Raw genomic sequence first — 22,244 nt, 5'->3', positions numbered from 1 at the left:
TCCCCTTTCTTAATTTACGTGAGTTCGATATTAAACAATCTAAAGATTAATATTTAACCACATAGATTGACTTTAATATGCTTTAAAGGAAACATAGATTGTAAATCATATAGATTGAAGCGAAGCTTCAAGGCTATCTTTGTCTAAAATTTAGGTAGAAGCTATAAAATGCTATGTTTCTATGTGGTTTTTAAAATAGTATTTCGAGTTCACGTTAATTAATTCAAGCCTGTGACCGCTTTCGGTTCTTTTTAATATTATTTCCGGGCAATCCGGCTTTAATATCTTTGGTTGTTTTCTGATATTCCAAAACCTTATCTCTTATAATACCTGAAATATTAATAGCCCTCTCCTTAGCGAGTTCAGCCTTTGAACCTTCAAACAATTGATCTACAGTTAAAACGAAAAGCTTATTCCACCGATCAAAATGAGTTTTACTAAGTGGTTCAATAGCGTGTAAGTGTTTGTGCAAATGTACCGGATTACCTTCATAAGATCCTGTAAACAGGATTACATTTTCCCAGAAATCATATAAGAGTGGAATATGTGTTAACCAATTAACCTTAGCAACATCCTGAAAAATAAACCCAAGTTGTTTATCTGCTAATACTTTTTTGTAGAAAGCATCAACCATAAGTTCAATGTCAGATCTATTTTCAATATCCCTTTTCAACTTATTTTTCTGTAAAAATATCTGCAAGCTTATTTAATACTTCCTCTGTACAGCATTCCTGAATCAGCGGAAATATCTCCCGATCTTCCTTACGCACATGGCTTTCGATTGTCCGTCCAAGCCTATCCAGCTGAGAAGAAAGTTCCTGATTTATATTTATGGAATTAAACAGGGAATGTAACTCCTGATGCTCTGCTTTCATAGAGGCAAGTAAATTATCCAACGTAACATTTATCCCCTTTAACATGGGTATCATTTTCTCTTCCTGTTCAAAATGTTCCAGCAGTTCTTCCCGGTAGTGTTTCATCGCATATTCTGCCTTCCCTATTGAATCAAGCGGAAGCCCTTTGTAAGGAGGAGCATCTGAACGTAACAACCTGGCAAGTATCAGAGTGCCGTGATGGTCTCTTGATAGGGGGATAAGTGCTTCATGTCTTTTCATATTACAGATCTTTTGAATTAAACTTTAAGGTAGAATACCAAACTGGAATTACAATCCAGGAAAGCAGCACAAAAAAAGAAAATATCAGGCCATTACTTGCTCCGAAAAAGTCTTTGAACACTGCACCTGTATAACCCATCATCGCCGAAACATCCAATTGGAGCAAAATAAGAATACGGCTTAAATCGATTGGATTTAATGCGCTTAAAGCTATCATTGCATTTTCCATCGGATAGTCCGCAAATTGAAATAAGATAAATAAAACCAATCCGTCGAACAAGAGTGAAAAGTACAACCACAGCATGATAGCAGCCCCTATTCCCTTAGCCTTGTCCCGTGTTTTTACTGTAGCAAGAAATGCAATAGCCGCAAAAATGACACTGAGCAACACCCCGGTTAAAATCATGGTGAGTCCGACTAAGTTGGCCTGATAAATCAGGACCGGAATACCTGCACCTATTAAAAATGCTATGGAGAGTGAAGAGGCCAGTCCGGTAAACAAACTGAGCCAGATTGCGTTTCTTTTCAAAGGCTGACTAACCAGGAGTTCTATGAACTCTGCGGAATTGTACATGTAAATGGTCGAAAATATGATGCTAACCAATGGAACAATAATCAGAATTATATTCAATAAACTTAACAGACCTTTACTGCTGTTATCTTCCAGGCTGAATACACTTAATGATGCAGCAAGTAAAAAACCGGTATAGATAAGCACAATTTTATTGCGCAGAATATCTGTAATTACATATTTTATAATCTTATTCATAATTGCTGATCATTACTTGTGCGATTGATTTTACCAATCTTTCTTCCCCTGTATCCTGTCTTAATTCTTCGATACTCTTATGGAAAATTAGCTTTCCTTCCTGCATGTATATGATCCGGGTGACCAGATCATCCAAATCACTCAGGATATGCGAAGTGATCAGTACTAGTTTTCCTTTATCCCTTTCAGCCAGGATCTTTTCTTTAAAAAGTTCGGATGCTACCGGATCAAGCCCTGCAGTTGGTTCATCAAGAATAAGTACGGAAGGATTGAACAAAAATGCGAGCGCTGCACTTACTTTCTGTATTGTACCGCCAGACAAAGTCCCCATACGCTTGTTCAATAAATTCTGAACAGAAAAAGCCTTTATCAGGTCCTCATCCAGACCTTCGGATTTGCCACGGATGTCTTTCATCATCCCCAGCACCTGTCCGATAGTCATATTATCAGGATAGCGGCCCATTTGCGGCATATAGCCAATCTGATCCCTGTACTGCCAATGGTTAATAATGTTATTACCCTGGAATGTGATAGCACCACTATCCGGAACTACCATCCCCAGAATAGTTTTAATCAGCGTAGTCTTTCCGCAACCGTTGGGACCAATCAGGGCAATACATTCTGATTTCTCACAGATTGTTGTTACACTGTCCAGTGCTCTTAGTTTCCCAAAGTGCTTACTGATATTTTTTAATTGAATCATAATTTTTTATTTGATCTCAGTCCAAGCTATTTATCAGGGAATAAGCCCTCTTAAAAGGCTCTCTTCATCATTGGAGCGGTATCTTTGAGGTTTTCAGGAGTGAGACTTGGTATTAGCTTCTCTGTTTTATCGAGCAGACTTGTTATAAAACTTCTGAAAAGGATCATTGCCGGAGGATATTTTTCAACGATCATTGAATACATACTTACCGGACGGTAAGGAATATCTCCAATCTTATCCTTATCAAGATCATATCCTTCATATTTATCCCAGTAATTGTTTTTGAACTTATTGAGAACCAATGAGCCATTGGTACCCACATCAAAAGTATTTCCAATGAAATTATTGAGTTCCAGCACTACATCCATACAACTTGCCTGAATTTTTAATGCCCATCCATTGTTCTCAAAAACATTCCGTTTCATATAGATCCTGTTGGCTCCTTCCATATAAATTCCACTGGTATTCCTGGTGAAATAATTACCTTCCATAAAACCATCAGAAATTTCTTTGAGCAAAATCCCATGAGCCGCATCACCCCAGTTCTCTTCAAAATAATTACTGAACATCTTGATCCGGTTAGAGTACATGACCGATACTCCTGAACCGTTGTTTCTGAACACATTGTTCACATACATATCATCATTGGAGAACATAAAATGCAATCCATACCGAAGATTGTTTTTTGATACATTTCGCCAGATGACAGAATTTTTTACAAACTCAAAGTATATTCCATCCCGGTGACCGGATATTTGATTACCGATTACTTTCAGGCTATCCCCTTTCCAGCAATGAATTCCATTTCCACTCTGCTGCTCTTCAAAACCTACTGCAATAAGTTGGTTGTTTTCTATACTGCAGTTTATACCATTCTGGATATATATACCAAAAAAAGTATCTTCAAGAATATTATTCCTGATAACAACATCCCTGCTGTCATAAACCTTAATTCCACTTAAATCTTCAAGGCTTGAAACACCACTGTGTATTAATTTAAATCCGTCCACAACAGCTCCATTTGCTGTTATTGAAATAATCTCATATTTTTTTTCACCATCAAGTACCGGGAAATCAATCCCTTTCAGGATAATGCTTTTATCAATAATCAGATTCTTTTCTCTGTAATGGCCGGCATCAACGAAAATTGTATCTCCGTCCCGGGCAGATAATATGGCTGAGCTTACCGTCTTATGGCTACGCTTTGCTCCAACATATATATTAGCTGCTGTAGCACTGCAATACAAAAGGGTTAAAAATATGAAGGGAACCAATCTCACTTCAATATCTCCTTCCAGGTAATTTTATTGCCGTAATAAGTTTGAACAGCATTTTCCAGACTATCATTATGACTGAAAGCTGCAATATTTCCATTCATCGGACTTTTTAAGGCAGGACTTTGCAGAAAGAATGCATTTTCCACATTTATAAGATCATGCGGTGCATTAAAGTCGACAAAATAAACACCTGCAATATCCTCATCTTTAACTTTATCCTCATATAAAAACTGTGAAAGGCAATGCTGGTCATCGAACTTATGCTTTTTCCCCTTGTTTGTTACGATTTGAGCTCCAAATCTGGAATCACTAATGGTCATTTTACAAAACTCACAATTATCCTTCCCAATTCGAATTGGATCAGGTTCAGTGCTGCATGAACTGAAAAACAGAGAAAGTAGTCCGACAAACACCAAATTTAAAGCACTTTTAGGATGCAGGCTTTTGTTTTTTCTTTTCCACTCTAAAATAACCACTCCCAATAGGACAATACCAGCACCTATAAAGATCCATCCACCGGTATCAGGAATAGAATAGGCTCCGAAATTTAGTAACTGTTTAAATCCAATCAAAGGTGGCTGATAAGCCATACCCGGCACTATGATTGCTGCATTGGGATCCAAATTGTGCCCGTAGTCGTATTCCCATCTCCAGAAATCAACCATAGCCAATACTCCAAAGAGAACAAATAATCCTAGCAGGACTTTAATAAGCTTCCTTCTTGCAAGCAGTCCGGCAAGAACAAAAAAAGCAGCAAAAAACAATATGATGCCCGGAAGCACCTTAAATTCAACAAAATCATCTGCATGAAGGGTCTTCATTCCAATGTAATGATTCAATCCGTTTATGATTTCCACATTCCCGGCTAGTTTATTTGCATGGATTAATAGACTTAATCCTTCTGGATATTGAGGGGCGTCCAGTTCGATTCTCCAGATTGGAGTAAAGAGTACCAGAACTAAAGAAAGACCACAAACAATTAACGCAATACTGCTTGTTTTGGCAATTTTATTATTATTCATAATAAATTGTTAAAAAAAGAGAGATATAAAATTGCTGTAAGCATATTTTATACCTCTCCTGGATGAAATTATTTTTTAGCAGTACCCTGCCCTGCTGGCTTATCCTTTTCAGGGATATTAGTACCGGTACTAAAACTTATCGGCACATTACTTCCTGCAGGAGAAACCCGTACATATCCTGACATTTCCTGGTGTAATGCGCTACAGAAGTCGGTACAATACATAGGATACATACCGGCTTTTAATGGAATCCACTTCAATGTTGTGGTTTCACCCGGCATAACTAAAAGTTCGCCATTTAAAGCCCCTTTTATTGCAAAACCATGTGGAACATCCCAATCTTGTTCGAGGTTAGTGGTATGGAAGTAAACTTCATCTCCTACCCGAACACCTTCAATATTATCAGGGGTAAGGTGTGAGCGCATCAATGTCATGTTAATATGCACTTTATTGCCTTCACGCCATACTTTTGCCTCTTTCTCACCTTTAGCAACATAAGGGTGTTTATTTTCTTCGATCTTAAAGAATTTAACTGAATTATTTTTGATCACATCAGCCGCAACTGCCTGAGCATAGTGTGGCTCACCAATGGTTGGGAAATCTAATAATAATTGCATTTTATCACCGCTGATATCATACAACTGAGCACTCTGAGATAGCTCAGGCCCGGTTGGCAAATAACGGTCTTTGGTAATTTTATTATACGCTACAAGGTATTTTCCAGTTGGCTTTCTAGAGTCTCCTCCCGGGATCATCAGGTGACCCACAGAATAGTAAGTTGGAACCCTGTCTAAAACTTTAAGATCCTTTACGTTCCATTTTACAACTTCACTTGAAACGAACATGGAAGTATACGCATTCCCTTTATCGTCAAACTCTGTGTGCAAAGGCCCTAGCCCTGGCTTTTTAACTTCCCCATATAAAGCAGCTTCGTACTTAATGACTGGAATACCATCATACTCGCCATCAAAAGCCTTATCCGCAATAGCTTTCTGAATTTTATCAAAACTAAATACAGGAATTAATGCTGCGAGTTTACCGCTACCAACGATATATTCACCGGTTGGATCAACGTCACAACCATGCGGGGATTTAGGACATGGAATCATATAAACCAAACCGGGATGATCTTTCATATCCAGAACGGTTACCTGATTCTTGATCGTTGAAGTTGCAGTATGAGTGCTTTCATCAAAACGGTTACTGGCATATTTTACAGCCTGCTTGCGTCCTTTACCATCTTTGATTAATTGTTCAGCCAACTTCCAGTTCACTGCCATAATAAAATCCTTATCACGTTTGGATGCATTCACTTCCAATAAGGTATTAGCCTGCTCAGTATTATAAGTACTAAAGAAAAACCAGCCATTGGATTTTCCTTTTCCGGCATGACTCAGGTCAAAATTAACCCCCGGACCCTGCAATTGGAAAGCAACATCCATGTTTCCATGCTCCTTATCTACACTAATAAAGCTGATGGTACCTTTAAAATTTTCTTTATAAGTATTGATGGGAACATCTCCATTTTTATCATCCGGTGGAACACTAAATCTGGTACCTGCAACAATATATTCTGAATTCTCTGTAATAAAAGGTGAAGAGTGGTTACCTCCGCTGTTTGGAAGTTCCAGAATCTCTGCTGTACGAAATGTTTTCAAATCAATTCTGGCAACACGCGGCGTGTTATTTCCGTTCGCAAATACCCAGCGACCATCTATCTCACCATTGGTCTGAGACATGGATACGTGGTGAAGATCATCCCATGGAACATTGCCATGAGAGGTATTTAACATTGGCTTTGTTTCTTCTGAATAGCCCCAGCCTTTCTCCGGATCTACTGAAAAAACAGGTATTACCCGGAGTAATCTACCGCTGGGAAGTCCATAAACGGAAAGCTGACCGCTAAAACCCCCTGATACGAAATTGTAATATTCATCATATTTCCCGGGGGCAACATACACTTTTGAGGCAGCATCCCCGCTTACAACGGAGCCCGCATCTTTAGGCTTACAAGCATTCATGCTTGCTAATAATGCAAGGGCAGCCATCCCCTGTACATATCTGGAATTTATCTTCATTTTTTTAATGATTTGGTAATTAATAATTTTTAGTGTAATCCTCTTATCTTGAAATAATTAGGGCAAAGCATCCCTGTTAAGCATTGAAATGAATGCCATTAATCTCTTTTTAGAAATTTAAAGCCTGATTTGAGCCTATTTTACCCCATCATTCTGCCGCATGTATTCAAGCAGATTTCTTGCATCATCATCTGAAAGATTCTGATTAGGCATTCGAACCAGACAGAGTTCAAGCTGCGCTTGTACCTCAGGATCTTTATCTATCATGACATCCGTATTGGTAATGAAATTCATAATCCATTCCGGCTTGCGGCGTGTTGTTACTCCCGCCCAGCCCGGTCCAACCAGCCTCTCATCCGTCATTTTATGGCAACTGTTGCACTTAACCTGAGAAACCTGGTTTCCTAGCTCCGCTTTTGCGACATCTAAGGTCGGGGAAAGTTCTACGTTGGTAAATTTACCTTCACCTCTGTGTGGATCATAAGAAGGGTTATCCCCATCTGATGCGGCTGTAGATTCTGTGCCCACCTCAGTAGTTTTCTTCGAATCACCGCTACCACCGCAAGAAGCTGCAGCAACAATAACCAAAGTAATAATGCTTAGTGAAAGAAGTTTTTTCATATTTCAGAATTTAATTTTTAAGAATAATTTGCTTGTACAATTTTACCTAAGAGTGGAGGATCTTCTTATGCGTTCAATCATAAATGATAAATATCATATATTTGGATAAGCAGGGTCACAATTGGGAGAGCCTCCTGTATTAATTTTGTTTGTCGCTCATAACATCAAAACAAATGATTGATATTAACTTATTACTGGCTTGGGGTGCTACTTATAAAAAAATAAGTTCAGGCGAAACTATCTTCCACGAAGGGCAGGTTTGCACCTACTATTTTCAATTAATAAGTGGAAATGTGAGATGGATAAATATGGATGCTGAGGGCAGGGAATGTATTCACAGCATTATTGAACCGGGCGAATCCTTTGGCGAGTTTCCACTATTTGATGATGGACCCTATGCTGCATCAGCGATTGCGGAAACTGACTGTATTCTGATCAGGCTTTATAAACCAACATTTATTAACCTGCTTAAAGAAAACACAAGTTTACTTTTTGACTTTACCAGATTATTAACCAAAAGATTGAGATTCCGGTATTCTGTAATTCAATCATTTGCCTGTCATAACCCTGAAACAAGAATAATTAATCTGATTAATCATTTAAAAGCAGAAAACAAGAATTTCTGTAAAGAATGTAATCAATTAAAATTAACCAGGCAACAGATCGCTTTCATGACCGGTATGAGAGTAGAAACCGTCATCCGAACCATGCGCATCATGCATGAAAAGGGAGAACTGGTTATCAATAAAGGGAAGGTGTATTGCAAGGATATGATTGAAGTCATAGAGGTATAAATAATTCCGGGCTATTTTTGTTTTAAACATGAATAGATTTATTTCGGGATGGCTCAGCATATCAATTCTTAATCTGCTATTTGTTGCAGCCCTGGGTTTAATTCTACGTTACAAAATTGCCTATTCACTTCCCTTTCTCGATCAGAAACATTTACTTCATAGTCATTCACATTTCGCATTTTCAGGTTGGATCACCCAAACGCTGATGATTCTGATGATATTTTACCTTGGCACAACATTGGGAAAAGAAATCAATAAGCAGTATAGCTGGCTATTATTAGCTAATCTGATCAGTTCCTATGGTATGATGATTACATTCATCATACAGGGGTATGGTTTGTATTCCATAAGTTTTTCAACACTTAATATTTTTGCTTTATACGCCTTTGCAATCTATTTCTGGCAGGATCTTAATCGTATAAAGACGAAAAGCACAAGTATCCTGTGGTTCAGGGCGGCTTTGATCTTTGGCGTCATTTCATCATTCGGAGCGTTTAATCTGGCCTATATGATGGTAAACAAAATGAGTAATCAAGACTGGTACCTGAGTTCAATTTACTTTTTTCTGCATTTTCAATACAATGGTTGGTTCCTCTTTGCATGCCTGGGCCTGCTCAGCGACAGACTGGAGATCATTACAGGTGAACAAAAGAAACTATACAGGGTATTCCAGCTTTTTTGCTTTGCCTGCATACCCGTCTATTTTCTTTCAATCCTTTGGATGAAATTTATAAGCAATATTTATATTTTGCTCATTGTTGCGGTTATTGCACAACTAGTTGCATGGGTAATTCTAATGAAGATTTGCGTTAAGTTCAGGACAGAAATCAGCCCTAAAATTACACATTACGGTAAAATCCTGCTAATCTTGTCGGGTTTAGCCTTTACAATTAAATTAATCCTGCAAACAGGATCCATACATCCTGAGCTCAGCCATATTTCTTATGGATTCAGGCCTATTATAATCGGTTATCTCCATCTTGTGCTATTGGGAGTAACAAGCATATTTCTTTTGGGATATAGTGTTTCCCTTAAGCTGATCCCAATCAACAATCGATTTATAACGGGCATATTTATATTTGTAGCCGGAGTAATTATCAATGAGCTGCTGCTGATGATTCAGGGCGTAGGGGCTTTGAGCTATACCGGAATACCTTATATCAACGAACTCCTTCTTGTTGCCGCAATTATACTGTTTAGTGGTATTCTGATCATGCTGATTAGCTGTTTCAAATATCGGCTACAGGATTAAAACCCCGCGAGGCTTGAAATTTTCGTTAAAATTCAATATTTAAAATTCGTAAGGCCTGGAGCAAATGTCTTTTATTATGCGCCAGAAGGAACCTGAAAGTATCCCCCAGCCTGATACCGATCCAGCGTGAAATGGAAACAGGTACCTTTACCGAGGCCATATCTATGTGTTTGGCATCACCCAGATACACCAGTAATAATTCTTCCTGTCGAAGGAATTCGCTGATAACCCTTTTTGAATCCAGCATTCCCTTGGGCTGATGATCTTTGAATGCTTTAAACTTTTTAGTACCGGTTTCAGGCGACATAATCTTTGTAAAATAATCCCCCAGCCAGCCGCTATGGTAGATTGAGGTTTCCGATCTCTCAGCTTTTTTTAGTGCATCACTGATCTGCGGCAGATAATACAGTCCATAGCTGTTTAAATGATCGAGACATTGTACAATGCTCCATCCTCCGGAAGCAGAAGGGCTCTGCAATTCAGTTTCAGAAGCATTTTCAAAACATGTTTTAACCTGATCGATCTGACTTCTGATCTCAGTTTCAAGCTCTTCTATCAGCTTGTATTTGTCGAGTTTCATGATAGGATTTGAAACAGCAAAATAATGCAGTTTTTAGATAAAAAATAATGGTTTTTACCAATATTTTTAAATAATAACCCTGTTAATCAGCTTACTGAAGTTACTGGGGTCGATCCCCAAATAATTTGCAAGGTATTTATGTGGCACGATATTGAGAATGTGCGGACTGCGGCTCATTAATTTTTTGAACTTCTCTTCTGATGAAAAACATTGCAATTCTGCCAATCGCTCAAGCACTCCGGCCAATGCTCCAGAAACCCCGGTCATTATAATGGATCTTACTCCCTGATATCTGAACATGAGATCTTTCAGATCGGAAAAGGAAACCCTTAAAAATTCAGACCTGCTTAGGGTTTCATAATTATATTTCGAAACCTGCTCATTCAGCATGGAATCGAGAACTCCACCAAATGAAGGTGAATACGTAAATACCAGGGTTGCTTCCCTTCCATATTCATCATGGTAGTAAACCCGCTGAACACCTTCCAGAACAAAATAAAGATACCTTTCCCTTTCACCTGAACGGGTAATAATTTCCTTTCTTTTTGCAGTAAAAGGAGTCCATATCGAAGAAAAAGCTTCCCATTCCTCCTGATTCAATTTATGTATCTGATCACTAAGGAGTTTTAACTGGCTTAATGAGTTTTCTGTTGTCTGTTGTCTGTTACCAGTCATGGATTATGAGTTGAAGCCAAACAGCACATTTACTAATCTGCTAATTTACACATTTGCTAATTCACGAATTAACAACCGCGTCTATCTCAATATCGTCACCGCCCCCGAAATAACCTTCCGCCCTTTAGTTTTAGGATCAATAATATAGTAATAAGTACCCACCGGTAAATCTATACCATTAAACTGTCCGTTCCAGGGTATAGCATAACCTTTATTGCTTTGATAAACTATTCCACCATACCTGCTGAATACCTTAACTGTGGCATTGGCATAACTCTCAAGGTATTTCACATTCCAAAGGTCATTCATCCCATCATTATTGGGACTAAAAGCATTTGGCACTTCAGGTTGTTTCAATACCTTAACAAGGATATTATCCCTGGAAACACAAGCCTGATCGGAAGTGACAGTCAAAGTATAGGTAATATCTTCTACAGGGCTTGCCACCGGATCTGGGATATCATCCCGGCTTAAACCGGTGGAAGGAAACCATTTATAGGTCAGGTTAGTACCACTTGCCACTGCATTCAGTTTAGTTTCACCGCCCTCAAGAATTAGGGTGTCCTTACCGGCATTGACCGAAGGAGTTGGCATAACTGTTATAGTCTGAGTAATTGATTCAGAACAACCATTAGTTGAAGTAAAGAGATATTGCAGAGTATGCGTACCAACTCCTGCCTGAGCAGGATTAAATATCCCCGTTGAAGAAAGTCCGGGACCAGAATATGTTCCAACTCCCATCTGTCCTGACAATTCGCTTGCCTGAGTAATACGAAAAGGAGCGACTTCCTGACAAATATTAGCCATTGGAGAAAAACTTACGGATGGAGCTGCCAACAGCGTAATGGTTTGAATATCATCATCAAAACATATACCTCCTGAATAAGCTACCTTTCTTACCCTGATTGGCTTTGTAGCCTGTGAACTAAAAACAGGATAGGTAAAGCGATATTCCTTGTCTGGAACTGGGTTCTCATCCACCACTTTATTCGCGGGATCTTTATCATAATCAAAATACCATTCTATTTTACCAATACTTCCAAAATCAGCAAAGGATTTATTGCGAAATACTACTTCTTTATTGCTGCAAAGCCCTTCAGCATTCAAAACAACAAAATCTGCCTTTGGGATGGCTCCGTTTACAGTAAATGTCTTGACCAGTGTGCTTACACAGCCTGTTTTTGACGTTACAGTTAGACTAACCTGATAATTACCGGCCACAGTATATCTGTGTGTCGGATTTTTCAGTGTTGATGTATTTGTGCCAGGTGCCGCTGCTGCATTACCGAAATTCCAAAGATAAGTCAGCTCAGAGCCATCTGAGATTGTTGTAGAATCAGTGAATTGAGCAAATACATCTTTGATACAAACTTCAGGTACCCCGAAATTGACCAATGGAGTTGGATTAATCAGTATAGATTTTTCAAATGCAACGCTCTCACAGCCTTTATCTGTCAGCACTTTTAGAATAACCTTATAAGTGCCACTGGCGCTAAAGTTATGGGTAAAGGGAACCGCTGAATTCCTTTCTTCAATGGCTTTACCATCTCCAAAATCCCAGGTCCATTTGATTATCTTGCCTTCCGAAGTTGAAGATATATCTGAGAATGTAACATCCTGACTTGCGCAGACGGGGATACTTGAATTGAAATTTACGACAGGAAGCGCTACAACATGAACAATTTGGGTAATCACATCAGATTGACATCCGGTTTCACCTTCAACCATCAACTTAACTGTATAATCGCCGCTTTTAGCATAAGTATGAACAGGGTTTTGGTCTGTTGAGAATTCATTGTCTCCAAAATCCCAAAGCCACTTCGTAATATTTTTACCATTCCCCATACTGGCATCAGTGAAGGTTGTTGCTGCATTCACACAAGTCTGCCCTACAACTGTGATTACGGAGCTTGGAGGATTAACAGCAGAAAACTGCAGTTCCGTTATCTCTATACTGCCGCAACCATCTGATGAAGTTTTATTGGATGTGACAACTATTTTATAATCCTTAAGCTCATTATAGATTACTTTATTAGGGAATAAATATTCAAATATGCCATCAATAGGGTTCGAATCAACCGGAACCGGGTTCAAAATTTCGAATGGTGCAGATCCATCCCCTAAATCCCAAAGTAACTTGTTTGTTGTTGAAAATAATTTTACACTCAAATTCAGCTCTTCTTTCACACAAACAGTAGAGACCTGTTTTTTACTGGTGGCCTTTCTGATTTCAACACCAAGACCCTTTACATTAGCCCCCGCAGCATAACCATAAGACTCTGCATTCCCAAAACCATATGCAATAGCATTAAACCCAGCATTTGCCTGTAAATTATGTGTGCCGGCCGATACTGGTATTTGTGCGTATGCATATTCGGGTTTTCCTGTTACTGACTGGAAATAAGAAGCCTGTGAAACCCCATCAATTGTAAAACTGGAAACTGCACTCTGAGGAATCACTACATTGATAAAATGCTTAATAATCATGTGAAGCTGAGTAGAATACATCGTAATCTGTGAAAGGGTCTGTTCCAAAGGATTTAAAAATATCATTTCAGGATCACCTACATCACCAGGCACGTTGGTACAATTAATAGATTTACCCTGAGTAACAGCGTAAAGAACAACCTGAATGGCTTTGTCTGATTCTATATTATTGACGGTCTGCCCAGCAAACTCGTAGTAAAAATTATTTGTAAAACTTGCAGATGGAATTACAGTACCATTCAATCTGACTTCAGCATTCGGGTCACTTTTAAAAATTCGATAGACATCATAATTCCTGTCTTTTGAAGGCACTGTAATGAATGTTTTCCCCCAGCTGGAGGTAGGATATGCCTGTTGAAAAAGATTATCTGCTGAGCCTGCATAGCCGGTATTATCCAAACAACCAATAGCCATCTTACCACTTCCTGAAAATACTGCAATTTTTTTACAGGATTCGGTATTACTTGTTGAGACCGACTGAATCCTTGTTCCTGTAAGATCACCTCCTTCAGTTGTATACTGGGTAACATTTTGTCCTTGAATATTCCTTACTATTCTGGACTTAGATGAAGTCTGAACTCCTAAGACCTGATAAACTTCCCCCTTATTTAATTTAATTGTAGCCGAAGGAATTCCAGCCTTTAAGCCCCCCTGAGTATCAACAGATGGGGTAATCACAATCTCCGTATTATCTTCAGTAGCCACAACAAAAAAGAATGAATGGGAATTTGGGCTATTCGAAATTTGCTGATAGTTGAGAGAATAATAGTCTTTCCCAAGAGTATTAGTTGGCAATACCAATGTGGCGCCAGAAACGGCCTGATCATAAATATGAGCGTAAACAACGATTGGCAAAAGCGAAGTTATATGAATGCCTTTGTCCTTAACTATACCATCAGCGTTACCAATATAGGCAGTTTGAGGCACGGTAACATTGGTAATTGCATTGGCAGTAACCTGAAATGGGATACTTGTTCCCCCCACCTCCAATACTCCTGAAGTACTCACATCAGATGTAATGTAAACAACCATTTCCTGACCTATTACAGCGGTATACCCTGCAACATGATTGCCATAGGCAAGCCAGAAATCAGTCCCTTTGTTTGAAGTACTTTGTGCAGAAGCAGTTTGGAATAAACCGGCAAACAAGCCAAAAACAATTAGTACTATTCCTGGTATATGTTTCAAAGTTATTTTAAAATTCTATGAAGATGATTAATCAGAAAAAATCCGCTTTTAAAACTACGTAAACTTTTGATTTGATGTTGGACATTTAAAAATTCAGTTAGTTTAAAATTGAGATCAACAAAATAAATCTGCTTAATCAATCGGCACAAACTTGACCAGAGATGGTTTGTCAATTTGCAATTTTTCACCTGTGGGACTTAGTTTCCCTGTTTCCTGATCACGCTTAAATACAATGATTTCATTACTTGCCTGACCTGTAGAGAGAAGCCAGTTGCCACTCGGGTCAATATCAAATGTGCGGGAACTTCTACCCATTGAAGGTTGCCTATCAATCAGACTAAGCATTCCTGTTTTCTGATCAATTGAAAAGATAGCTATTTCATTCAGAGTACTTCTGGTACTTGCATAGAGAAACTTCCCATCGGCAGAAACATGAATGTCTGCACCATGCCCCGGCCCGGTAAACCCTTCAGGTACCATAGAAACAGATTGAATCTGGTTTAGATTTCCCTTTTTATATTGAAAGGCATATACTTTGGAGTTAATTTCTGTAACTGAATAGAGAAATTTTTTATTAGGATGAAAACTTAGGTGTCGGGGGCCCGCGCCAGGATCCAGCGTAACAAATGGCTGAGCTGCTTCTGATAATGCCGCAGGCCTGCTTTTGGCACGGAACCTGTAAATATTAATCTTATCAGTCCCCAGATCTGCAGTTAAAACAAATTTGTTATCCGGAGATACTACCGCTGAATGAACAAATGGCTTTTTCCTTGCAATACTGCCTCCTTCATGCTTAATATCCTGAATATCCGCCCCCAGAGTACCATCAGCCTCCACTGGCAATGCTGTGATAGACCCTCCCCCATAATTGGCGGCAAATACATATTTCCCTTTCGCATCAACAGATATATAAGTCGGCCCGTTGCTGCCTGAAGGCTGACTGTTTAAATATTTCAATTCCCCGGTTTGGGCATCAAATGCAAAGGAACTAATTTTACTTCCTCTTCCTTCTGTTACAGCATATACAAATTTCCTGTCCTTTGTCAAAGCAAAATAGGAAGGGCTTTCTATTAATGCCTTCGACTTATAAGTCATAGAACCATTCTGACTGTCAAATTCATACACATAGATTCCTTCACTTTTCCCCGGAGAAGTATAGGTACCAATTAGTAAGTGGTATTTTGTACTCTGAGCCATTAAGCTTGAAGTAAAAAGCACTAAAGCAAAAAGTAGGGTAATCTTTGTTGTAGGCATAATTATTTTTTTTGTTGGTTTCAAAAATATTAAAAAAAAGGGGAGAAATCTGCATAGAACAGATTCTCCCCTTTTTTAATATTCTCCGGAAGAAATTCCCGGAGATCATAAACCTTAGTTCTGTACGGTATGTGTCACACCGGAGGCTGTAATTGTCAAACCTCCAATCTGCCCGCTTTTCAAAACAAAATTTGCTTGTGTATCACCCCATATCAAATTGAAACCATAGCCCCCGCGTGGCGCTCCTGTCCCAACATTTGTAGCAGGATAATTGCCAGGATCACCAATCACAATACGGTCACTCAATTGAGACAAATTAATCCGGCTACCATTCAAGGTTAAATATTGCGCTCCGTCCCTTGCACCGATACCGCTGTCAAATAACCAGTCAAAATTAGTTTTTGAAGGGCCGTATTCGAAAATCTTCCATTCCGTACGTGTGCCAAAATTAGTTCCGACATAATTGTTTTCAGAAGATATGACAGCATAATTTCCTAATCCATCGGTTACCCATATATTCAGATAAGGCACAATGCCCGAATTTCCTGATAGCAAAGTCCAGTTCACATCTTGAATTGTCTTAAGTTTCTGCCCGTCAAAAAAATCTGTACCATAGCCTACTTTTTGTCCGGCGCGCGGAGTGCTGTATAAAAAGCCATCTCCTGCAGCATTTTCAGTCAGGAGAACATCCGAATCCCAGGGCGCAACAATCGTACCCGCATTATTTCGAATATTAAATATGACGAAATCGGGACCGCAATTTTCATCAATAATTCCATTGCAGTTATTGTCTTTCTCATCACCGCAAATTTCAGCAGCTCCGGGATAGATTGTTGCATCATTATCATCACAATCATCCTTTGAGCCGTAACAAGCTCCAACAGCTGTAAAACCATCACCATCAGCATCCAGCACAAAATCACCATGAGCCAAATGCGCTTCCAGTGCACTCACTTTTATTTCAATCACAGTTATTTTGCCTTTCCCAGCCTGATGACAAACTTTTACTTTCTTTCCATGCCCATTCTTTATGGCATCTATTAAAAGGTCAGTCTCAACTTTCTTACAGGAAGACAGAATCAATAAAAAAGAAAGACCCAAATATATTAGCTTTTTCATGATTGGTGTTTTGTTTAATAATAGTTACAGGGTATTTATACTCCGTTCTCAGAAAATAGTTTTAAAAAATTATCGCTATTAGAAAAAATATTTCAATCAATAAGCGTATTCATGTGAAAATCAGGGAAAAATATCCGATTAAAGCATTATAGACTGATAGATAAAAATCATGAGATTAAATCCAGTAAAATCCTTACAAAACAAATAATGTCTTTCATTTTTTGATATGAATTAAATTACTTTATATTTATGGGTACGTACACAATCTATCTATGAGAACAAAATTCAGCTCTTTGCTTTTTATCTTTGTGACCCTTGGGCTTGAGTCTTTCTCCCAAAAGCAGGTCAGGGTTATACCGCTACCCGACAAAACAGGTTTTACAGTAGAAAGCTCTACAAAGGATTTGGGTAATGGTTTCTTTGACCATGGTGTCGCTTCTCCAATCAGTAATCATCGTGGAGTAGTTACCACGGTTGACGGCAATGGAAAAAATATTGTTCTGGTATGGCTTTTTGATCATCGCGGAGGGTACTCCCTATTAATGATCGATGCAGAAACAGGAAAAAGTGAAGAGTTTACTATTCCATTTAATCCTAAACAGGATACGCCTTACTCATCAATATTATCGACCAGCAATAAATTCTATACCCATTTCAGCGATCACTTTACTGAATTTGATCCGGTTAAACGGGCTTTTACCTTCACCCAAAAAACTATGCCTCAGATGGCGATGGCAATGACAGAAGATGATAAGGGCAAGATCTGGGCAATTACATACCCCAATAGCGGAATGGTTTCATTTGATCCAAATAACAGGGAACTGAAAGATTATGGCTTTGTACACAAAGAGAACTGGCGTCAGTATCAGCGATCACTAGTTGCAGATAATGCAGGCTGGATCTATTTTGGATTGGGAAATGCCTCCAGTCAGATTATTGCTTTCGACCCAAATACAGGAAAGGCCAATGGAATTCTTCCTCAAAATGAACGAAAACTCGGAACTGCGGCAGTTTATCGGGATGAAAACGGCAAAGTTTACGGTCGCGCATTAGAATCAATCAAAGATCAGTGGTACGAGCTATATAAAGGGGAAGCCAGAAAAATTGGTGAATATAATGACCTGAAACCGGTAAAAATCATAACAGGCTCACAAAGTCTGTTTCATAGAAATTTTCCTGATGGCACTGTTCTAAAGGATCTTGATCTTGTTAACCGCATCCTCATCACAGAAAATCCGAAAACAAATACTACAAAAGAGGTCTCCTTTGATTACACCAGCGACGGAGCAATCGTAATGGGTATTGGCACTGCGCCTGACGGTACTATTGTTGGTGGTACTGCATTTCCTATGCGTTTCTTTAATTATGACCTGAAAAAGGACAAATGGGTAAACCGATATGCTTTAGGGCAGTTCAATGCATTGGTTAACCAGAACAATAAAGTTTATTTTGGGGTCTACTCCGGTGGGCATCTGATAGAATGGGATCCGTACAAACCATGGATACAAACAAAACTGAATGATAAAAGTTCAAATCCGCTTCATCTTACTACAGTTTCTCCTGAATTAATCCGCCCATTTCGCATTATTGCACACCCCGATGGAAAAACCATAATCATGGGAGGCACCCCGCAATATGGCGCTACCGGCGGTGGATTATTGCTTTATGACAATCAGACAAATAACAGAATACTTCTAACTGACAGCATGGTGGTGAAGGATCAAAGCAGTATGAGTCTTGTACCTCTAAAAAATGGCAAATTACTGGCCGGGACAACTACCACCCCTGGAAGCGGTGGTGAAAAAAAGGCGAAAGAAGCTCAAATGTACATCATGGACATGGCCAGCAAAAAGATTGAATGGCAGCAAGCTGTATTTCCGGGAGTTCAGGAATACAGTGAGATGCGTATGATGCCAGGTGGAATGGTATACGGGATTACCGATAAGAGGCAATTCTTCGTTTTCGATCCGGCAAATAAACAGGTAGTCTATAAGAAAGATATTTTTTCTGAATTCGGACCTACAACTGCGGAGCAAAGTCCGAGGATATTTGTTACCGGGCCAAAGGGCGAAGTATACATCCTCTTTGCGAAAGGTGCAATCGTTGAGGTTTTACCAAAAACCTACGAAATGAAGCTGATAGCTACCGCTCCGGGACCAATAAAAGCAGGAGGGGATTTTGCCCATGGCCGAATATTCTTCGTATCAGGCTCACATTTAATGAGTTATAAACTATAATAATTACAAATCATCAGAAAAAAACAATTATCCAATCTATGAAACATATAATCCGCTGCTGTTTAGCCATTCTGACACTCAGTGCACTTTCACAGTTCAGTTTTGCCCAGCGTCAATATGGTGGTTTCTACACCCGGGAAAAGATTCAAAACCTCAGAAACAATTGCAATACATTCGACTGGGCTAAGGAATTGAAAAAGTCTGTAATTAATAATGCGAAAAACTTTGCCAATAAAAGTGATGATGATATATGGTCTTTGGTTCCCGGACAGAATACTCCGCGCGTTATTGATGTTACACTCGACCGCCTGGCGAAAGGCCCTAAAGTTTTAGGTTGTTTAAAATGCGGTCTGGATGTACTTAAATTCGGCAATTACCCCTATGAGCCCGAATTTGAAGATAAACCATGGAAATTAACTTGTCCATCCTGCAAAAGCGTATTCCCAAGCAATGATTTCGGTAAATTTTATGCGAGTGCATTAGATGAACGGGGTCAGTTTGATGTAACAAAAGGCGACAAAAGCCTGCTATTCAATACAGCCCATCCTAACCCATCCGATCCGCTGCATAAGTATGGAGTTGATGATGGATATGGATTCATTGACCAGAACGGCCGGGCCCATCGCTTTATTGGCTACTTCGTCTGGAAGAAATGGGATTACATCAGCAAAGGGCTGGCGGATTTAGCTGAAGCTTATTTATATACAGGCGATAAAATGTATGCACGCAAAGCTGCAATCATTTTAGACCGTATTGCAGATGTTTATCCGGAGATGGACTGGAAACCTTATGCCGACAAGGGATGGTATCATTCTGACGGAGGGCGCAATATGGGCAAAATACATGGATCGATCTGGGAAACCCAAATCATCACATCTTTTGCTGATTCGTATGATAAAATTATAAGCGGTACAGTTGACAATAGTGAATTATACAGCTTCCTGAAAAAACAATCCGAAAAATACAAAATTGGAACAAAAGGAACCCGGGCTTTGTTAATGCAAAATATAGATGACGGGCTTTTGCGAACCGCTTACAAAGCTGTTCTCTCAACGCAAATAAGAGGTAATCAGGGAATGCATCAATTAACCCTTGCAACCTGCGCAATTGCTCTCGATTCGCAACCCGAAAGTAATTTATGGATCGACTGGATCTTTGCAGCGGATGGCGGAAATATCCCCGGCCTGATGATTTCCACTTTCGACAGGGATGGCACCTCCAATGAAGGTGCGCCGGGTTATACGCTGATGTGGGGCCGTCTGATTACTCAGGTTGCTGAACGCCTTCAGGGTTATCCGGCATATACTAAGCACAATATAATTAAAGAATTCCCTCAATTCAATACCACATTTCTTGCAGCTTACAGGATGGCAGCACTGGGTTTAGCCATACCAAATATGGGTGATAGCGGCTCAACCGGAACTGTGAGCAATGGATATGCTGATCCCAGGTTTATAGCCAAGGGTTATATCTTCACCAAAGATCCTGAATTTGCTAAAGCTGCTTACATCTCCAATAAAAATTCGGCAGATAAACTTGGCAGGGATATCTTTTCAAAAGATCCGGATGCAATCAGCAGGGAAATACAAAAAATAGGTGAACGTTCAGGCACAAGACCTGAGGGTGGATATCTTATGAGTGGTTTCGGATTAGCCTTACTGGAAAATGGGAGTGGAAACAGCGGAGTTGCTATTGCGAATAATTTTGGAAGAACCATCATGCACGCGCATCCTGACCTAATGAATTTTGATCTCTTTGCTTTTGGCAAATGGCTTGCACCTGATCATGGGTATCCTGAATTTGCTACAAATATTCCAAGCAATCGCGACTGGACAGGAAGTACGGTTTCGCATAACCTCGTTTTTGTGAATGAAAAGCCTCAGAAGGAAATCTGGGGTGGACATACCCGATTATTTAAACAATTGAAAGGTTTCGGTGTATTCGAAATCGATGGACAAAAAGCCTATCCTGAGACAAAAACCTATCAAAGAACGATGTTTCTCGTAGATGCCGGGTCTGGTGAGAACAATTCCTATGTCATTGATATTTTTAAGGTAGATGGCGGAAAGGACCATTTATACAGTTTTCACGGCCCTCCGGGAGAAATTAGCACTTCAGGACTGAAGTTAACGGCCCAAAAAGCAGGAACCTATGCCGGAGAAAATATTGAGAAAGGAATTGCTGCCAACGGTTTTCCGCAGGGTTATTCATTTTTTTACAACGTAAAAAGAGATCCAAATCCTGCCTCAGTGTTCATGATCGACTGGAAAACTGAAACCGGCTATCGCGGTACGAAAGCAGATGATAACATACATTTAAGAATGCATGCCCTTAGTCAGGCAAATGATGTTGCCCTTGCGGATGGGGATCCCCCGCAGAACAAAGCCGGGAATCCAAAAAAATTGGGTTATGTGTTGATGCATAGAAAAGGTGAGAATCTCAACAGTACTTTCATCTCAGTATTCGAACCTTATCGTCTAAATCCTTTCATTAAATCTGTGAAACGCATCGACAATGGCGATGAATCACAGATCGCATTGCAAATAGAACATACCAATGGCAGTATTGATCATGTTTTATATAATCCGGATTCAGACAAACTGATGAAACTACCAAATAATATCTCTATGAATGGAAATATTGGCTATGTAAGGATGCAAAATAATCAGCTAAGCAAGGCTGTACTTATAAATGGGCGTGCATTAAGTTATGGGGAATTGAATCTGAAATCCGAAGGACAAATAAAAGGCAAGATCGTTAAAATGAATAAAAATCCTTCGGGAAGTGGCTGGGTGCTGGTCGATCAGCTTCTTCCTGAAAACGGCAGTTTGATCGGTGAACAACTAATTATATCCACTGCAGGAGAAAGAGATGCTACTTACACGATTAAAAGTGTGAAAAGAGAAGGGAAATATACCAGAATAGATTGTGGGCCAATCACTTTTGCAATGGGATTAAAGAAAAATCCATCAGCGGATCCGAGAGATCCCTATAGCAATTATATCTACGAATTTGAAGAAGGGGCTGCATTCAGCATTCCTACACATACAGAATGGTTATCTAAAAAATAAAA

The 22,244-nt window shown here is 39.4% G+C and carries 17 protein-coding genes; 4 read left to right on the top strand and 13 right to left on the bottom strand.

Annotated elements, in window-relative coordinates; genetic code table 11:
• Positions 1-223 precede the first annotated feature (223 nt).
• The 8 genes from Q8S11_RS09900 to Q8S11_RS09865 all read right to left on the bottom strand — a co-directional run bounded on the left by Q8S11_RS09900 (position 224) and on the right by Q8S11_RS09865 (position 7,585).
• Positions 224-673, bottom strand: coding sequence for a group III truncated hemoglobin (locus Q8S11_RS09900; RefSeq protein ID WP_305661934.1), 450 nt, complete (start codon positions 671-673; stop codon positions 224-226).
• Position 674: 1 nt separating this feature from the next.
• The gene (locus Q8S11_RS09895; protein WP_305661933.1) at positions 675-1,115 is read right to left on the bottom strand and encodes a hemerythrin domain-containing protein; all 441 of its coding nucleotides are present in this window, start codon (positions 1,113-1,115) and stop codon (positions 675-677) included.
• Position 1,116: 1 nt separating this feature from the next.
• Positions 1,117-1,884, bottom strand: coding sequence for an ABC transporter permease subunit (locus Q8S11_RS09890; protein ID WP_305661932.1), 768 nt, complete (start codon positions 1,882-1,884; stop codon positions 1,117-1,119).
• The gene (locus Q8S11_RS09885) at positions 1,877-2,587 is read right to left on the bottom strand and encodes an ABC transporter ATP-binding protein (protein ID WP_305661931.1); all 711 of its coding nucleotides are present in this window, start codon (positions 2,585-2,587) and stop codon (positions 1,877-1,879) included. Before Q8S11_RS09885 ends, Q8S11_RS09890 begins: the two co-directional genes overlap by 8 nt.
• 50 nt (positions 2,588-2,637) lie before the next feature.
• Positions 2,638-3,867, bottom strand: coding sequence for a nitrous oxide reductase family maturation protein NosD (locus Q8S11_RS09880; RefSeq protein ID WP_305661930.1), 1,230 nt, complete (start codon positions 3,865-3,867; stop codon positions 2,638-2,640).
• Positions 3,864-4,886, bottom strand: coding sequence for a nitrous oxide reductase accessory protein NosL (locus Q8S11_RS09875; protein WP_305661929.1), 1,023 nt, complete (start codon positions 4,884-4,886; stop codon positions 3,864-3,866). The genes Q8S11_RS09880 and Q8S11_RS09875 overlap by 4 nt, the downstream gene beginning before the upstream one ends.
• A 68-nt stretch (positions 4,887-4,954) precedes the next feature.
• Complete coding sequence (gene nosZ, locus Q8S11_RS09870) at positions 4,955-6,964, bottom strand: Sec-dependent nitrous-oxide reductase (protein WP_305661928.1); 2,010 nt, start codon at positions 6,962-6,964, stop codon at positions 4,955-4,957.
• A gap of 135 nt (positions 6,965-7,099) precedes the next feature.
• Positions 7,100-7,585, bottom strand: a complete 486-nt coding sequence (locus Q8S11_RS09865; protein WP_305661927.1) for a c-type cytochrome — start codon at positions 7,583-7,585, stop codon at positions 7,100-7,102.
• A 173-nt stretch (positions 7,586-7,758) separates the two neighbouring features.
• On the opposite strand from Q8S11_RS09865, the gene Q8S11_RS09860 reads away from it, so the two are divergent.
• Together Q8S11_RS09860 and Q8S11_RS09855 are read left to right on the top strand one after the other, a co-directional pair.
• Positions 7,759-8,379, top strand: coding sequence for a Crp/Fnr family transcriptional regulator (locus Q8S11_RS09860; RefSeq protein WP_305661926.1), 621 nt, complete (start codon positions 7,759-7,761; stop codon positions 8,377-8,379).
• A 28-nt stretch (positions 8,380-8,407) separates the two neighbouring features.
• Positions 8,408-9,631 carry a hypothetical protein gene (locus Q8S11_RS09855; protein WP_305661925.1) on the top strand — a complete coding sequence of 408 codons (1,224 nt, stop codon included), beginning with the start codon at positions 8,408-8,410 and terminating at the stop codon, positions 9,629-9,631.
• 25 nt (positions 9,632-9,656) lie between these two features.
• Here Q8S11_RS09855 and Q8S11_RS09850 read toward each other — a convergent pair whose 3' ends face one another.
• The 5 genes from Q8S11_RS09850 to Q8S11_RS09830 form a co-directional block, all read right to left on the bottom strand.
• On the bottom strand, positions 9,657-10,211 hold the full coding sequence (locus Q8S11_RS09850; RefSeq protein ID WP_305661924.1) for a DinB family protein: 555 nt from the start codon (positions 10,209-10,211) through the stop codon (positions 9,657-9,659).
• A gap of 66 nt (positions 10,212-10,277) precedes the next feature.
• Positions 10,278-10,886, bottom strand: a complete 609-nt coding sequence (locus tag Q8S11_RS09845; RefSeq protein WP_305661923.1) for a Crp/Fnr family transcriptional regulator — start codon at positions 10,884-10,886, stop codon at positions 10,278-10,280.
• A gap of 81 nt (positions 10,887-10,967) precedes the next feature.
• Positions 10,968-14,561, bottom strand: coding sequence for a PKD domain-containing protein (locus tag Q8S11_RS09840; RefSeq protein ID WP_305661922.1), 3,594 nt, complete (start codon positions 14,559-14,561; stop codon positions 10,968-10,970).
• A 132-nt stretch (positions 14,562-14,693) separates the two neighbouring features.
• A complete protein-coding gene (locus tag Q8S11_RS09835; protein ID WP_305661921.1) occupies positions 14,694-15,815 on the bottom strand; it encodes a lactonase family protein in 1,122 nt (373 codons plus the stop codon).
• A 114-nt stretch (positions 15,816-15,929) separates the two neighbouring features.
• Entirely contained in the window at positions 15,930-16,934 is a 1,005-nt protein-coding gene (locus tag Q8S11_RS09830) for a putative metal-binding motif-containing protein (protein ID WP_305661920.1), read from the bottom strand.
• 272 nt (positions 16,935-17,206) lie between these two features.
• Here Q8S11_RS09830 and Q8S11_RS09825 point away from each other — a divergent pair, with 272 nt between their 5' ends.
• Both Q8S11_RS09825 and Q8S11_RS09820 read left to right on the top strand, forming a co-directional pair.
• Positions 17,207-19,171, top strand: coding sequence for a hypothetical protein (locus Q8S11_RS09825; RefSeq protein WP_305661919.1), 1,965 nt, complete (start codon positions 17,207-17,209; stop codon positions 19,169-19,171).
• A 38-nt stretch (positions 19,172-19,209) separates the two neighbouring features.
• Positions 19,210-22,242, top strand: coding sequence for a heparinase II/III family protein (locus tag Q8S11_RS09820; protein ID WP_305661918.1), 3,033 nt, complete (start codon positions 19,210-19,212; stop codon positions 22,240-22,242).
• Positions 22,243-22,244: the final 2 nt, after the last annotated feature.

This window comes from Daejeonella sp. (assembly GCF_030695525.1).
In the GTDB taxonomy this organism is placed as follows: domain Bacteria; phylum Bacteroidota; class Bacteroidia; order Sphingobacteriales; family Sphingobacteriaceae; genus Daejeonella.
The sequence above is the reverse complement of the archived record's forward strand: the minus strand, read 5'-3'. Positions and strand labels throughout refer to the sequence as shown.